We start from the raw sequence: 15,652 nt of genomic DNA, 5'->3' as shown, positions 1-15,652 counted from the left end.
TTTAAAAAAGAAAACAACAAAGTGTGATCCATGCCTCGTTTTGGGTATGGTGTGTCTTTGTTCGAATTTGGGATCCGCCGCAGAAAAAGCCGCGGTTCAGTTACTTTTATTTGCAGTTAAACGGTTTATTCCAGCTAGCTTTTGTCCCATAATAGCCAACACAATTGAAAACTATTATCGTTACCAGTTGAAAAGCTTGATCCAGATAAAGTTCTTATTTGACTGTTTCAGGTAGAATCGAATCATTACCCGCATGCTTGCATGCTGTTTTCAGTGGTAGAGGCAATGAAGTTAAGTGAATTGAAACCCGGTGATCGCGCCATGATTTCCGAAGTTGGCCATCTGGATCTGCCTGCAGTGGTCAAACGCAAGCTCCTGTCCATGGGGATCACCCCCAATACCTGTTTTTCTTTGATCCGCCGTGCTCCCATGGGATCCGGGTTGGAATTGGACATTCGCGGCAGCAAGTTGTGCATGCGTCAGGATCTGGCACAGATTATAGAGGTGGAAAAGGCCAATGACTAAGCAGTTCCATTGTGTCACTGTCGGTAATCCCAATGCCGGTAAGTCGACATTGTTCAACGCCCTGACAGGTGCCAATCAACAGGTAGGTAACTGGTCCGGGGTGACAGTCGAGAAGAAGACCGGCCACTTTTCGCTTAATGGCGATGATGTCTTTCTAACCGATTTACCCGGCATTTACGATCTTCTTCCCGCCGGTAGCAACTGTGATTGCTCGTTGGATGAGCAGATTGCCCAGCAGTATCTGGCCAACCAGAAAGTAGATGGCATTATCAACTTGGTGGATGCCACCAATATCGAACGTCACCTGTATCTGACAGTGCAGCTGCGTGAGCTGGGTATTCCCATGGTTGTGGTGCTCAACAAAATGGATGCGGCGGTCAAGCGCGGCATTCGGGTCGATACCCAAGCCATGAGTCGAGAGCTGGGTTGCCCCGTAATAGGAGTGACTTCAAGAGAAGCCAAAGACGTCGAGCGGGTCAAGGAACAGGTGATAGAGCTGCTGGAAGGGCGGGTTTCAGAGTCGCCTTTGATGCTGCAATATGACGCCACCATTGAAACCGGTGTCACAGCCATTATGGGCAGCGACAGTCAATTAAGCCGGGGCCGGGCGCTGGCCATGTTGGCCAATGGCTTGGGCTGTGGTTCTTGCCAGAACAATTTGCTCGATGAACAGGTCTCCAGAGTGACGGATAAACTGGCACTGGAAGGCAAAGACATAGAGATCATGGTGGCCACCACACGTTTTGACTTTGTTGAGCGGGTTTATAAGGGGTCGGTCAATGCCGACGGCCAGCTGACCTTGAGTGACAGGCTCGATAAGTTGGTATTGCATCCTGTGTTGGGTATTCCGGTATTTTTGCTGGTGATGTACCTGATGTTCATGTTTGCCATCAACGTGGGCAGTGCCTTTATCGACTTCTTCGATATCAGTGCCGGCGCGCTGTTTGTCGATCATTTCGGGGCTTTGCTGACCAATATAGGAGCTCCTGCCTGGTTGGTGACTCTGCTGGCCGGTGGTATAGGTCAGGGTATTCAGACGGTATCGACCTTTATTCCGGTTATCGCGGCGCTGTTTTTGGCTTTATCTGTGCTGGAAGGCTCTGGCTATATGGCCCGTGCCGCCTTTGTGGTTGACGGCCTGATGCGCCGCATCGGCTTGCCCGGCAAGGCCTTTGTGCCCATGATTGTCGGTTTTGGCTGCTCTGTGCCTGCCATCATGGCGACCCGCACACTGGGCAGTGAGCGTGAACGTATTGTCACGGGTATGATGGCGCCCTTTATGTCCTGCGGTGCCAGATTGCCTGTATACGCCTTGTTTGCGGCGGCCTTTTTCCCTGATTCAGGTCAGAATCTGGTGTTCGGTCTCTACCTTATCGGTATTTTGGCTGCGATAGGCACAGGCCTGCTGCTGCGCAAGACCTTGCTGCCCGGTAACAGCAGTGCCGTAGTGATGGAGCTGCCAAGCTATGAACTGCCCAAGCTCAAAGCGGTGGCTTCCCGTACAGGTAAGCGTACCAAGAGCTTTATTCTCGGTGCCGGCAAGACAATTGTGGTTGTAGTGACTCTGCTCAACTTTATCAATGCCATAGGGGTCGATGGTAGTTTTGGCCATGAAGACAGTCAGGAGTCTCTGCTCAGTGTTGCCAGTCAGAAGATCACTCCGGTGTTTTCACCCATGGGGATAGAGGAAGACAACTGGCCGGCCACTGTTGGGATAGTAACGGGTATCTTCGCCAAAGAAGCGGTGGTGGGTACGCTCAATAGCCTGTATAGCACGGCTGATGGCGGTGATGGCGAGCTTACTCCATTGATGGACAGCTTCTCCGAGGCGCTGGCGACCATTCCGGCCAACCTGTTCGGCATAGTGATGGAAGATCCGCTCAAGCTGTCTGTGGGCCATGTTGAGGATAAGACGCTGGCTGCCGAAGAGCAGGGGGTTGATCAGTCCACATTCGGTGCACTGCAGGCAGGATTCAGCGGACAATTGGCTGCCTTCTCCTATCTGCTGTTTATTCTGCTCTACACCCCTTGTGTGGCCGCCATGGGTGCACTGGTGAATGAGTTTGGCAGTCGCTGGGCTACCTTTGCCGCTACCTGGACCTTTGCACTGGCTTACGGCAGTGCCACTGTGGTCTACCAAGGCGCGACTTTTGCCGAGCATCCATTGCAGTCCAGCGCATGGATAAGCTTCTTTGTCCTCGCCCTGATAGGTTTCTATATGTGGCTGAAGCGTAAAGGCCGCAAGACCCAGGAGATCATTCCGGGTATCAAGATAGTGACTGAGTAAGGTCGCAGATAAAAAGCAGCCATCTTGGCTGCTTTTTTGATCACGGCACCGGGTTTGACGAAGTGCGCCGCAGTTTTTATTCTAGAAGGATTGTAACCGGGCATGATCTGTAGGATCATGCCTCTTTTCGTTAGACAGCCATTGTTCGCAAAGAGGAATTTCATGAGTCATGTGGACACCGAAGTACGTCCAAGTAACTTCATTCGCAATATCATAGATGAAGATTTGGCGAGCGGTAAGCACACCAATGTGCACACCCGTTTCCCACCAGAGCCTAATGGCTTCCTGCACATAGGTCACGCCAAGTCTATCTGCTTGAATTTCGGTATTGCCAGGGACTATCAGGGCCAGTGCAACCTGCGCTTTGATGACACCAACCCGGAAAAAGAAAACATTGACTATGTAAATTCCATTAAAGCGGACGTGCAATGGCTGGGCTTCCAGTGGGCCGGTGATATTCACTACTCGTCAGACTACTTTGATAGCCTCTATGGTTATGCCGTTGAGCTGATCAAAAAAGGTCTGGCTTATGTTTGTTTTCTCAATGGCGAGCAGATGCGCGAGTACCGCGGCACTTTGAAAGAGCCGGGCAAGAACAGCCCTTATCGTGACACCGGCGTTGAAGAAAACCTGGCGCTGTTTGAAAAGATGCGCGCCGGTGAATTTAAAGAAGGCGAGTGTTCACTGCGGGCCAAGATAGACATGGCATCACCTTTCATGTGTATGCGCGACCCGGTAATCTACCGGATCAAATTCGCTCATCACCATCAGACGGGTGATAAGTGGTGCATCTATCCCATGTACGATTTTACCCACTGTATCTCTGATGCGCTGGAAAATATCACTCACAGCCTTTGTACGCTGGAGTTTCAGGATAACCGTCGCCTCTATGACTGGGTGTTGGATAATCTGGATGATTTCAAGATCCCCAACCGTACCCGTCAGTATGAGTTTTCACGCCTGAATCTGGAATATACCCTGATGTCCAAGCGTAAGCTCAACGAGCTGGTGGTACGTCAGTTGGTCAATGGCTGGGATGATCCCCGCATGCCGACTATCGCCGGTTTGCGCCGCCGCGGTTACACCCCGGCCTCCATCCGTGAATTCTGTGATCGCATCGGCGTGACCAAGCAGGATAACCTGGTGGAAGTGGGTATGCTCGAAGCCTGTATCCGTGAAGAGCTCAACGACAATGCCCCGAGAGCCATGGCGGTTATCGAGCCGGTTAAGGTGATCATTGAGAACTATCCTGAAGGGCAGTTGGAGCATGTCCGTGCGCCGGTGCATCCCAATAAGGAAGAGCTGGGTAATCGTGAGCTGGCCTTTGGCCGTGAGCTTTATATCGATGCGGCCGACTTCCGTGAAGAAGCCAACAAGCACTACAAGCGTCTGGTGATGGGCAAAGAGGTGCGTTTGCGCAATGCCTATGTGATCAAAGCCGAGCGTTGTGACAAGGACGCCGACGGTAAGGTCACCACCATTTACTGCAGTTATGACCCAGAGACTCTGGGTAAAAACCCTGCCGATGGCCGCAAGGTCAAGGGCGTGATCCACTGGGTCGAAGCCAGCAGCGCTGTGCCTGCCGAGTTCCGTCTCTATGATCGCCTGTTTGTTGATGCCAATCCGGCAGCGGCAGAAACCGTGGACGAAGTGCTGAACCCGGAATCTTTGGTGGTTAAGCATGGTCTGGTTGAGGCTGGTCTGGTGCAAGCGGAGGCCGAGAAGGCCTATCAGTTTGAGCGTGAAGGTTACTTCTGTGCCGACAGCAAGGACTCAAGCCCAGATAAGCTGGTATTTAACCGCACCGTGGCATTAAGAGATTCATTCGCTTAAGTCAGTACCATTCTGTAAAGCTGTGGCTGACTAGACTTGTTTTTCGCAAGCTTAGTCAGCTGTCGGCTTCACAAGCCCGCTTATTTCCCTCTGCGCTTTAAACCGTTTCCAGGCCAGTGAGCCGATATAGAGCACCCGTGGGACTCGTTCGCACCTTCCCTTGAATAACTGGTTAAGCTGCTCTCGATTGATATCAGTAAAGACACAATCATTCTTCAACAGATGCTGAAGTGATAGGGATTATTTAAGCGTTAACAACTTGGATGTATATAAGGTATCTAAATGTTGATTCAACAAGCACATGAAGTCGAAGAAGCAATAAATAATGGTGACATAGAATCAATCAGGAACGATCTGGACTTTAGGGTATTGACCTCGATAATTGAGAGTAACAGGTTTGATCTAGTCGAAATAATTTACAATCATTTTAAAGATACCGAACCTATGGAGCAGCTAATTTTTAATGCTGTTGTCGAGAGTGCCGGTGTTGATATCACCCCTACGGCTATCCAGTGCCTCAACTTCTTAAAGTCTCTCGACAAAGGAATATCCTATGAGTTCGACGATGAAGATGCTCTCTATCATATGTGCCAAATCCCCGGCAGGGTTGAACTATTCAAATTAATGCTCGATATGAAGGCAGACATACCTTGGGGTTATGTTTTACAGGTGAGCTGTAACTTTATTTGTCGTGATACCATTGAGTTTTTGATTGCCAACATTCAAGTATCCAACGAAGAGCTTAATCTTGCCTTTGGCTACTTGGTTAATGCCAGTGTCACTTCCTGTTATCATGAAAACTCCGATCAAACCGAAATAATTTCATGGTTTATAAACAAGCTCAATGTGGATGTGAACTTAACGACGGACAGTGATTATGGATGGGCGTATTTGGATTGCTTCATTAATGCACCCAATGCGGCTAAACACTTTTACGTTGAACGATTTAACTCCCGTATTATCAATTCGGAAGATTTTTGGGCGAAGTTTATTGAAGCTTACCTTGAGGATCAAAAGTTCAAGCAAGCATTTGCTCAAGCTTTTGAAGACCTAAGGAACAGCAGCATAGATTTAACTGAGTTGGCCACATTATTTGACCGTTTGGGCCATGACGCGCTTGCAAAGGAATTACTGAACTAGGGCTTGGCCTGTAAGTCTGTACAGAGCAGATGTAAGGCTTCTTAGCAGTTCTGCATGACGGATATCTCCTGCTTACCCAACACATCCTGGGTTCCGTTGGGGGATGCTATATGGCTAGGGCTGAATTGGACGTAAGAAAGGCGCTCAAGGAGCGCCTTTTTCGTCTCTGGTGTTTTGATGACTGCTTTTATTATTGCAGTATTGGGCCGAGTCCCATGCTCCAGAGGATCACGCTGCTGGCCATCAGAGCGACCAGGAGCACCAAACCTGCCGTCACCACAGAGCTGGCATAGATAAAGCCTTTTTCCTCGGGAATATTCATTATGATAGGGACCCCGGTATACAGCAGGTATACAGAGTAGCTAAGGCCTATCAGTCCTATCACCATAATAAACCAAAGCTCTGGATAGAGCGCCGCCAGTCCCACCATAAACAGTGGGGTGGCAGTATAAGACGCCAGTTCCAGGCACTGGGTAAAGTCCGGATGGGCATCAAAAGTTTGTCCCATCCAGTAGGCCAGGTAGGCGAGGGCGAACACACCGAATACCAGGCCGCAATACATGCCGGCGCACATGATGAAGCCGCTTTGGGCTGTTAGAAACAAGGGTTCGCCGGCACCTGGGTTCCAGCCGATATGCACGGCGGCGATATAACTACAGACAGAAGGGATGAGCGCAATGAGTAGCAGGTGACTGAGACAGCTTTTAAGTGCCTCATGGTTTTGTTCTATGGTTTGCCATTCCTGTTTGGGATGAGTATACAACCCCATTAAGTGATTCAATACCATTATAATTATCCTTATTCCGCTTTGACTTTTGCTCGTCAAACTGCAGACGAGCGTTTTACCGCTCTGAGTCTATTTATTGAACAAAAACAGCGGGCCGTCAAGTTTGTACTCCGAGAGGCTGTGGGCATAGCATTGGCTTGCTGGTAGACTTGGCGGCCTTGAAAACTCTTGTGGAAGCTTGACCTCAATGCAGCAGTTACTCGCCCCAGTAAAAGAATTCCTGGCCTGTGAAACCCCTGACAGCTGGATAGCAGCTGCCAAAGAGGAGCATAGACTGGCCGAATTGCTGATAGATCACTGTAATTGTGAGCTTAAGGCGGCGCAGACGGCGATGTTTTTGGTCCGCAAGTATGCGGTGGACAAGCAAAGTGGCGAGCAGTTGCTAACCTGGGCCAAGCTTTACGAAGAGTTTGTTTATCACAACGACAGGGATATGGCGGCATTTCTGGCCAGAGAGGTGAAGAAGAACGAGTTGATTGGTGAGTTGACGCCCAGGGCGGGATTCCCCCATGGCTTTGAGCTCATCGCCAAGATGATCCGCCTTATCAAAGAGGAGTTCCACCACTTTGAACAGGTTCTGGAACTGATGTTGGCGCGCAATATCCCATACAGCAACATCCGTGCCGGCCGTTATGCCAAGGGGATGATGAAACACGTTCGCACCCATGAACCTGCGACTCTGATAGATAAACTCATAGTGGGCGCCTTTATCGAGGCCCGCTCCTGTGAACGTTTCGCCAAGCTGGCGCCTTGGCTCGATGATGAGCTTAAACGTTTCTATATTTCACTGCTGCGTTCTGAAGCGCGCCACTATCAGGATTATCTTTCATTGGCCGAGGCGATTGCCGGCGAGGATATCAGCGCCAGAGTGGCCTATTTTGCTGAGGTGGAAGCCGAGCTTATTCTAGCGCCGGATGATGAATTCAGGTTTCACAGCGGGGCGCCGCTTTAAACTACTCGATATTGCGCCTACATAGATAAAGATGCCGACAGGGTCGGCAACTGCTGGATTGGAAGGGTTTTATAGGTTATCAGGGCTGGCTAGGTTCAATGCGAGCCGACTCAAGCCAAACAGATAAAACCCGAGTCGAATGAGTTCAGTTAAGAGTTCAGTTAAAGCCGGGTCTGCTGGCTTTATTCTATGAAAGGAAGGCTGGTCAGTGCTATGTTGTCGGCACTGATGCTCAAGACACTTCCCTGTTCATACCAGTCTCCCACTACCAAGCGCTGCTTATTACCCGCCAATTGATGGATATCCGGTCTATGGGTGTGACCGTGGATCATCAACTCGGCGCCAGTGCCGGCAAACAGTTCATCCACCGCGCTCGGCTCAACATCCATTATCTCAATGCTTTTCAGCTGATTCTGCATCTGGCTGTTTTGCCTGAGCTTGGCGGCAATATTGCTGCGGGTCTTCTTCGGCAGATGGCGGTATATCCAGCGGGGCAAAGCCATATTGCGAAAACGCCGAAAACGCTGGTAGGCCTTGTCCAGAGTGCAGAGGCTGTCGCCATGCAGCAGCACTGTCTTGTGGCCATAGAGATCCAGTCGATACACCTCGGGCAGTAAGGTTATCCCCGCTTTGGCGGCGTATTCTTTCCCCAGCATAAAGTCGCGGTTGCCGTGGATAAAGTACACCGGCAGGCTGCGGCTGACTTCATAGAGACGCTTGGCCAGCGCCAAGGCAAAGGGCTCGGCCAAATCATCACTGACCCAAACCTCAAACAGATCACCCAAGATATAGAGGGCGTCGACCTGTTCAAGACCGGTATCGAGAAATTGATAGAAGGCGTTGAGGATATCTTGGCGATCGGCACTGAGGTGCAGATCGCCGATAAAGAGAGTGCGCATTCAGAAGTTATCAGTCTGCTATGGTCACTTTCTCGATGATCACGGCTTCCAAGGGCACATCCTGATGCATGCCGTGGTTGCCCGTGCTCACGCCTTTGATGGCATTGACCACGTCCATACCTTCAACCACTTCACCGAATACACAGTAACCCCAGCCTTGGATGGATTCGTTTTTGAAATCCAGGAAGGTGTTGTCGTTGACATTGATAAAGAACTGCGCCGTGGCGGAATGAGGATCGGAAGTGCGGGCCATGGCTATGGTACCTGTCTTGTTTGACAGGCCGTTGTTGGCTTCGTTACGCACTGGGGCATTGGTAGGTTTTTGTGACATCTGTTCGGTAAAGCCGCCACCCTGAACCATAAAGCCATCGATAACGCGGTGGAAGATAGTACCGTCATAGAAGCCTTCCTGGGCGTACTTGATAAAGTTGGCCGCAGTCAGAGGGGCTTTTTCACTATCCAGCGCCAGTTTGATGTCGCCGTGGTTGGTGTGCAGTGTAATCATGATCGGATCCTCAGGATAAATTTTGTTGGCGGATTCTAACTTATCCGACTCCGGCTATAAAGGGCAGTATTCAAGAGCTTTTGGCAATGCTAAACTGCCAGATTCGTTTTACCCACTAATCCTATATTGTTGAAGAGAAAGTCGATGTTGAAGATATACAACAGTCTGAGCCGCCAAAAAGAGGAATTTAAACCGATTAACCCAGGTAAAGTGGGTATGTATGTGTGTGGTGTCACCATATACGACTTGTGTCATATCGGTCATGGCCGGACCTTTGTTTCCTTTGACATGATAGTGCGCTACCTGCGTTACGCGGGTTACCAGGTTAACTTCCTGCGCAACATCACAGACGTGGATGACAAAATCATCAAGCGCGCCAATGAAAATGGCGAGAGCTGCGATAGCCTTACCGAGCGTCTCATTGGCCAGATGCACCAAGACTTTGATGCCCTGAACATGCTGCGCCCCGATATGGAGCCAAGGGCGACTCTGCATATTGGCGAGATTATCGAAATGGTTGAGGCGCTGATCGCCCGTGGTCATGCCTATGTGGCCGATGATGGCGATGTGTTGTTCAGCGTTGCTTCTTTCCCTGAATACGGCAAGCTTTCCGGGCAGAACCTGGAACAGCTGCAGGCCGGTGCCCGGGTCGAAGTGGACGAGCATAAGCGGGATCCCATGGACTTTGTGCTGTGGAAGATGTCCAAGCCTGGTGAACCTACCTGGGATTCACCTTGGGGCCCGGGGCGTCCCGGTTGGCACATTGAGTGCTCTGCCATGAACAGCAAACACCTGGGATTGCATTTCGATATCCATGGCGGCGGCAGCGATCTGCAGTTTCCGCATCATGAAAATGAAATCGCCCAGTCTTGCTGCGCCCACGACACGCCTTATGTGAACTACTGGATGCATACCGGCATGGTGATGGTCGACAAAGAGAAGATGTCCAAGTCGCTGGGTAACTTCTTCACCATTCGCGATGTGTTGGCGCATTATGATGCCGAAACCGTGCGCTACTTCCTGTTGTCCGGCCACTACCGCAGCCAGTTGAATTATTCGGAAGACAACCTCAAGCAGGCCAGAGCCGCGCTTGAGCGAATTTACACAGCGCTCAAAGACCTTGACCTGAGTGTCACTGCGGCGCCTGCCGAAGAGTATGTTGAGCGCTTCAAGGCGGCGATGGATGATGACTTCAACACCCCCGAAGCCTACTCTGTGCTGTTTGAAATGGTGCGTGAAATCAACCGCCTCAAGGGCGTGGATATGGCGGCAGCCTCGGCCCTTGGCGTGTCACTGAAACAACTGGCTGCAGTGCTTGGGATTGTCAGCTCTACACCTGAAGCCTTCTTCAAAGGCGAGGGCAGCGACGATGAAGTAGCTGAAATCGAAGCACTTATTGCCGAGCGCAACCGCGCCCGAGCCGAGAAGGATTGGCCTGCTGCAGATGTTGCCCGTGACCGGCTGAATGAGCTGGGTGTGGTGCTGGAAGATGGCCCACAGGGGACCAGCTGGCGCAAGAAGTAATCCTTCTTTGCCAATAATCGAAACAAAAACGCCGGCTGTTGAAGCCGGCGTTTTTTATCGCTTGAAATTGAAAACCAAACTGAGGTTGGTTTCAATCTACCCTTAGTCGTGATATTGCTCCGCGGCAAACAGGGTATTTTCCAGCAAGCTGGCTATGGTCATAGGGCCCACGCCACCGGGAACCGGGGTGATATGGCTGGCGCGCTCACAGGCAACATCAAAGTCAACATCGCCCACCAAACGGCCGCTGTCGAGACGGTTAATGCCCACATCTATGACTATGGCACCTGGTTTGATCCAGCTACCGGGGATAAAGTCGGGTTTGCCGACGGCAACCACCAGAAGATCGGCGCGGCTGACCTTATCCTTGAGATCTTTGGTGAATCTGTGACAAGTAGTGGTGGTGCAGCCGGCCAGCAGCAGCTCCAGAGTCATGGGACGGCCCACGATGTTGGAGGCGCCAACCACAACCGCATCCAGACCATAGGTATCGATACCGGTAGACTTGATAAGGGTCATGATCCCCATGGGAGTGCAGGAGCGCAGTACCGGGATCCGTTGAGCCAGACGGCCGACATTATAAGGGTGGAAACCGTCGACATCTTTGTCGGGACGGATCCGCTCGATCACCTTGGATTCTTTAATATGTTCCGGCAGCGGCAGCTGCACCAGAATGCCATCAATGGCGGCATCTTCATTGAGTGAATCTATCAGGGCCAGCAGTTCTTCTTCACTGGTGGAATCCGGCAGATCATAGGAGCGGGAGATGAACCCCACTTCTTCACAGGCTTTACGCTTACTGCCGACATAAACCTGAGAGGCAGGATCAGCACCCACCAGAATAACAGCCAAGCCTGGGATACGTTGTCCCGCTGCTTGACGTGCAGCGACTTTTTGCTTTAGCTGTTGTCTTATGGATTGCGCAATCGCTTTGCCATCTATTAGTTGGGCTGTCATGGGTGTAGGATATCCTTTGTATGGCGCGATGTTGAAAACGGCGCTATTTTACCAGTGAGGCTTGGGAGTGTCATGGACAAACCTGCTCCAGAACACAGAATTTCGTCAAAGCAGCACGTAATTTCGCCAAGCAGATAAAGCGCTTAAAAAAATCGTTGACGCTTGTTGGGTGAGGGGCTAAGATGCGCTCCGTTCTCGAGGCAAGCCGGTTGTAACCGCGCTTGGAGAAAATTTTCGGTGATTAGCGCAGCCTGGTAGCGCATCTGCTTTGGGAGCAGAGGGTCAGAGGTTCGAATCCTCTATCACCGACCAGATTTCAAGGGCAGTGTGGATAGCATTGTCAGTACCGCTTAGGATGCAAATTGAATTTGCAGATCCTGCGCCCGTAGCTCAGTTGGATAGAGCATCCGCCTTCTAAGCGGATGGTCGCAGGTTCGAATCCTGCCGGGCGTACCATTTTCGGTGGTGATTGTAGCTCAGTTGGTAGAGCCCTGGATTGTGATTCCAGTTGTCGTGGGTTCGAGCCCCATCAGTCACCCCACTCTTTTATAAAAAAAGCGACCTTAGGTCGCTTTTTTTATGCCTTTTTCTGTGGCATTGAGGCTCGACTCCACTAAGAACGGTCGATATAATGCTGCGTCTTGATAACAATCAACAATGTGCGACCGGTGCCGGAATTCACTTCTGATGGGCATTTCAGTCAAGTTAAAGATCAAGAAACGAATACCTGAATAGTTGAAACAATCGGCTATTGCAAAGGACGTTAGACACATTTCGAGGTAAAACAATGCAAGTTTCTGTTGAAACAACCCAAGGCCTGGAGCGTCGCCTGACCATCTCTGTTCCTGCAGAGCAGATCGAACAACTGGTTAAAGACAGCCTGCAACGCGAAGCCAAGCGTGCCCGTATTCCAGGTTTCCGTCCAGGTAAAGTCCCAGCAAGCGTGATTGAAAAGCGTTATGGCAAAGCGATTCGCCAAGACATTACCGGTGAAGTAATGCAGCGCAACTTCATTGAGGCCATCATTGCCGAGAAGTTGAACCCTGCCGGTGCTCCTACCTTTACCCCAGGTGCCACTGACGCCGAAAAGTTTGAGTTCACCGCGACCTTTGAAATTTATCCAGAAGTTGAAATCAAAGGCCTGGACGGTATCGAAGTTGAGCAGCCTGTTGCCGAAGTACAACAAGCCGACGTTGACAACATGATCGAAACCCTGCGCAAGCAACACGCGACTTACGAAGCAGTTGAGCGCGCTGCCGAAGACGGTGACAAAGTCGTTATCAACTTTGTGGGTAGTGTTGACGGTGAAGAGTTTGAAGGCGGCAAGGCCGAAGACTTCGAACTGCAACTGGGCAGCGGTCGTATGATCCCTGGTTTTGAAGAAGGCGTTAAAGGCCACAAAGCCGGTGAAGAGTTCGACATCGACGTGACTTTCCCTGAGGAATACCACGCCGAAAACCTGAAAGGCAAAGCCGCCAAGTTTGCTATCACAGTGAAAGAAGTCAAGGGTGCCAACCTACCTGAAGTTAACGACGAGTTCGCCAAGCTGTTCGGTATCACTGACGGTGGCATCGATGCTCTGAAAGCTGAGATCAGCAAGAACATGAGCCGTGAGCTGGAACAAGCTCTGAAAGCCAATGTGAAAGAACAAGTGCTGAATGGTCTGCTGGCTGCCAACGAAATCGAACTGCCAAAAGCGCTGATCGACGGTGAAGTTAACGTTCTGCGTCGCCAGGCCATGCAGCGTTTCGGTGGTCAAGGTGCCAACATGCCTGAGCTGCCAGCCGAGCTGTTCACTGAACAAGCCGAGCGCCGCGTTAAAGTCGGCCTGCTGCTGGGCGAAGTGATCAAGTCCAACGAGCTGAAAGCTGAAGAAGAGCGCGTACAGGCGTTGATCGCTTCTATGGCTTCTGCCTACGAAGATCCAAAAGAAGTGATCGAATACTACAACGGCAACGAAGAGTTGATGCAGAACATGCGCAACTTGGCTCTGGAAGAGCAAGCCGTTGAAGCGGTTCTGAAATCAGCCAAAGTGACTAAGAAAGATGTCGCTTTTGAAGAATTTATGAACAAGGCTACTGGCCGCGCATAACCTAAGCTTGACTTGCTTGGTTGTTCGCCATTTATAATGGCTCGTATGAGGTCCCTCATGCGGGCCGTTTTTTTATTTAGGGAAAGTTAATGATGCATAACGCGCCAGAATCAGTACTTAATGCACTCGTTCCTATGGTGGTTGAGCAAACTGCCAAGGGAGAACGCTCTTACGATATCTATTCACGTCTGTTGAAAGAGCGGGTGATCTTCCTGGTTGGTCAGGTTGAAGAACACATGGCCAATTTGATCGTGGCACAGTTGCTGTTTTTGGAATCAGAAAACCCGGATAAAGAGATCTCTCTTTATATCAACTCACCAGGCGGCTCTGTCACTGCTGGTATGGCTATTTATGACACCATGCAGTTTATCAAGCCGGATGTCAGCACTGTATGTATCGGGCAAGCGGCCAGTATGGGCGCCTTCCTGTTGGCCGGTGGTGCCAAGGGTAAGCGTCACTGTCTGCCTAACTCGCGGGTGATGATCCATCAGCCTTTGGGGGGCTTCCAGGGACAGGCATCGGATATCGCTATCCACGCCCAAGAGATACTGGGGATCAAACAGAAGCTGAACCAGATGTTGGCCGATCATACTGGTCAACCGCTGGAAATCATCGAGCGGGATACCGACCGAGATAACTTTATGAGCGCTTCTCAGGCCATGGAATACGGTTTGGTGGATTCGGTTCTGACCAAACGTTAAGGCTGATTTTTGCTTTTGGCTGGGCTATGCTCAGATTGAAGACGCTTAAGTGTATGGCAGTAGAGCAGACTGCAAAAGAGGTAGAGTAATGGGTGACAACAAAGGCAACGGTGATAGCGGCAAATTGCTGTATTGCTCTTTCTGCGGAAAAAGCCAGCATGAAGTTCGCAAGCTGATCGCCGGGCCATCTGTGTATGTATGTGATGAATGTGTCGAGTTGTGTAATGACATCATTCGCGAAGAGATAAAAGAGATTTCGCCCAACCGGGATCAGGACAAGCTGCCAACTCCCCACGAACTGCGTGCTCATCTGGATGATTATGTTATCGGCCAGGAGCAGGCCAAGAAGGTGTTGTCTGTAGCGGTTTATAACCACTACAAACGCCTGAAAAACAGTACTCCCAAAGATGGTGTGGAGCTGGGCAAGAGTAATATTCTGCTTATCGGTCCAACCGGTAGTGGTAAAACCTTGCTGGCAGAGACCCTGGCGCGGTTCCTGAATGTGCCTTTCACCATGGCAGATGCCACCACATTGACCGAAGCCGGTTATGTGGGGGAAGACGTTGAAAACATCATTCAGAAGCTGCTGCAGAAGTGCGACTATGATGTCGACAAGGCGCAGCGTGGTATTGTCTATATCGATGAGATTGACAAAATCAGCCGTAAGTCAGATAACCCTTCCATCACCCGGGATGTGTCCGGTGAAGGGGTGCAGCAGGCACTGCTGAAACTGATTGAAGGTACTGTTGCCGCCGTACCTCCTCAGGGTGGCCGTAAACACCCACAGCAGGAGTTCCTGCAGGTTGATACCTCCAAGATACTCTTCATCTGTGGCGGTGCCTTTGCAGGCCTTGAGAAGGTGATTGAGCAGCGCTCCCATGTGGGTAGCGGTATAGGCTTCGGCGCCCAGGTTAAAGGCCAGGCCGAAAAGGCCACCATTACCGATACTCTGCTGCAGGTTGAGCCGGAAGACTTGGTCAAATATGGCCTTATTCCTGAGTTTATCGGGCGTTTGCCTGTGGTTGCGACCTTGGGTGAACTGGACGAAGCAGCTCTGGTGCAGATTCTGTCTCAGCCCAAGAACGCCATCACCAAGCAGTTTGCCACTTTGTTCGAGATGGAAAATGTCGAACTCGAGTTTCGCGATGACGCCCTTAAGGCGATAGCACAAAAAGCCATGTCCCGTAAGACAGGGGCCCGAGGTCTGCGCTCCATCGTTGAAGCGATACTGCTGGATACCATGTATGACCTGCCGTCCATGGATAATGTGGTCAAGGTGGTTATTGATGAATCTGTGGTGAAAGGTGAGTCAGCGCCTATTCTTATTTACGAGAATAATGACTCCCAGGCTGCTGCCGGTGACCAATAACTGAGCAACAAGCTATCAAGTTGAAAATTAAGGAGTCCACTAGGGCTCCTTTTTTTGTCTTTACCATTGAAAGCCGGGAAA

General features: G+C 50.7%; 13 protein-coding genes and 3 tRNA genes. 12 read left to right on the top strand and 4 right to left on the bottom strand.

The genetic code is table 11. From position 1 onward, the window contains the following. Nucleotides 1–285 precede the first annotated feature (285 nt). The 4 genes from HCX89_RS01490 (at nucleotide 286) to HCX89_RS01475 (ending at nucleotide 5,785) form a co-directional block, all read left to right on the top strand. Nucleotides 286–525 (top strand): FeoA family protein, encoded by a 240-nt coding sequence (locus HCX89_RS01490; protein ID WP_025010714.1) that lies wholly within the window; start codon nucleotides 286–288, stop codon nucleotides 523–525. After that, a complete protein-coding gene (gene feoB / locus HCX89_RS01485; protein WP_044734231.1) occupies nucleotides 518–2,812 on the top strand; it encodes a Fe(2+) transporter permease subunit FeoB in 2,295 nt (764 codons plus the stop codon). The genes HCX89_RS01490 and feoB overlap by 8 nt, the downstream gene beginning before the upstream one ends. 162 nt (nucleotides 2,813–2,974) lie before the next feature. After that, a complete protein-coding gene (gene glnS / locus HCX89_RS01480) occupies nucleotides 2,975–4,645 on the top strand; it encodes a glutamine--tRNA ligase (protein WP_167714824.1) in 1,671 nt (556 codons plus the stop codon). 282 nt (nucleotides 4,646–4,927) lie between these two features. Beyond that, entirely contained in the window at nucleotides 4,928–5,785 is an 858-nt protein-coding gene (locus tag HCX89_RS01475; protein ID WP_167714822.1) for a hypothetical protein, read from the top strand. A 190-nt stretch (nucleotides 5,786–5,975) separates the two neighbouring features. Here the strand turns inward: HCX89_RS01475 and HCX89_RS01470 are convergent, their stop codons facing one another. After that, nucleotides 5,976–6,572 (bottom strand): Yip1 family protein, encoded by a 597-nt coding sequence (locus HCX89_RS01470; RefSeq protein ID WP_101059139.1) that lies wholly within the window; start codon nucleotides 6,570–6,572, stop codon nucleotides 5,976–5,978. A gap of 187 nt (nucleotides 6,573–6,759) precedes the next feature. Between HCX89_RS01470 and miaE the strand changes: the two genes are divergently transcribed. Beyond that, nucleotides 6,760–7,524, top strand: coding sequence for a tRNA isopentenyl-2-thiomethyl-A-37 hydroxylase MiaE (gene miaE / locus HCX89_RS01465; protein WP_167714820.1), 765 nt, complete (start codon nucleotides 6,760–6,762; stop codon nucleotides 7,522–7,524). Nucleotides 7,525–7,706: 182 nt separating this feature from the next. Here the strand turns inward: miaE and HCX89_RS01460 are convergent, their stop codons facing one another. Both HCX89_RS01460 and HCX89_RS01455 read right to left on the bottom strand, forming a co-directional pair. Next, the gene (locus tag HCX89_RS01460; RefSeq protein WP_107004604.1) at nucleotides 7,707–8,423 is read right to left on the bottom strand and encodes a UDP-2,3-diacylglucosamine diphosphatase; all 717 of its coding nucleotides are present in this window, start codon (nucleotides 8,421–8,423) and stop codon (nucleotides 7,707–7,709) included. Nucleotides 8,424–8,433: 10 nt separating this feature from the next. Continuing rightward, nucleotides 8,434–8,928, bottom strand: a complete 495-nt coding sequence (locus HCX89_RS01455; protein ID WP_025010708.1) for a peptidylprolyl isomerase — start codon at nucleotides 8,926–8,928, stop codon at nucleotides 8,434–8,436. Nucleotides 8,929–9,072: 144 nt separating this feature from the next. Here HCX89_RS01455 and cysS point away from each other — a divergent pair, with 144 nt between their 5' ends. After that, nucleotides 9,073–10,452, top strand: coding sequence for a cysteine--tRNA ligase (gene cysS / locus HCX89_RS01450; protein WP_044734237.1), 1,380 nt, complete (start codon nucleotides 9,073–9,075; stop codon nucleotides 10,450–10,452). A gap of 102 nt (nucleotides 10,453–10,554) precedes the next feature. Here the strand turns inward: cysS and folD are convergent, their stop codons facing one another. Beyond that, entirely contained in the window at nucleotides 10,555–11,409 is an 855-nt protein-coding gene (gene folD, locus HCX89_RS01445) for a bifunctional methylenetetrahydrofolate dehydrogenase/methenyltetrahydrofolate cyclohydrolase FolD (RefSeq protein WP_062793544.1), read from the bottom strand. Nucleotides 11,410–11,644: 235 nt separating this feature from the next. Between folD and HCX89_RS01440 the strand changes: the two genes are divergently transcribed. The 6 genes from HCX89_RS01440 to clpX all read left to right on the top strand — a co-directional run bounded on the left by HCX89_RS01440 (nucleotide 11,645) and on the right by clpX (nucleotide 15,571). Beyond that, a tRNA-Pro gene (locus HCX89_RS01440) sits at nucleotides 11,645–11,721 on the top strand. Between the two features lie 67 nt (nucleotides 11,722–11,788). After that, nucleotides 11,789–11,865, top strand: a tRNA-Arg gene (locus HCX89_RS01435). Nucleotides 11,866–11,874: 9 nt separating this feature from the next. Further along, nucleotides 11,875–11,950, top strand: a tRNA-His gene (locus HCX89_RS01430). Nucleotides 11,951–12,196: 246 nt separating this feature from the next. Further along, nucleotides 12,197–13,501 (top strand): trigger factor, encoded by a 1,305-nt coding sequence (gene tig, locus HCX89_RS01425; RefSeq protein ID WP_025010707.1) that lies wholly within the window; start codon nucleotides 12,197–12,199, stop codon nucleotides 13,499–13,501. 92 nt (nucleotides 13,502–13,593) lie between these two features. Next, nucleotides 13,594–14,202, top strand: a complete 609-nt coding sequence (gene clpP / locus HCX89_RS01420) for an ATP-dependent Clp endopeptidase proteolytic subunit ClpP (protein ID WP_025010706.1) — start codon at nucleotides 13,594–13,596, stop codon at nucleotides 14,200–14,202. Between the two features lie 88 nt (nucleotides 14,203–14,290). Further along, nucleotides 14,291–15,571, top strand: coding sequence for an ATP-dependent protease ATP-binding subunit ClpX (clpX, locus tag HCX89_RS01415; RefSeq protein WP_025010705.1), 1,281 nt, complete (start codon nucleotides 14,291–14,293; stop codon nucleotides 15,569–15,571). Nucleotides 15,572–15,652 lie beyond the last annotated feature (81 nt).

Source organism: Shewanella sp. Iso12 (assembly GCF_012030025.1).
Classification (GTDB): Bacteria; Pseudomonadota; Gammaproteobacteria; order Enterobacterales; family Shewanellaceae; genus Shewanella; species Shewanella algae.
Note: the sequence above shows the minus strand (reverse complement) of the source record. Positions and strands in the feature narration are given on the sequence as shown.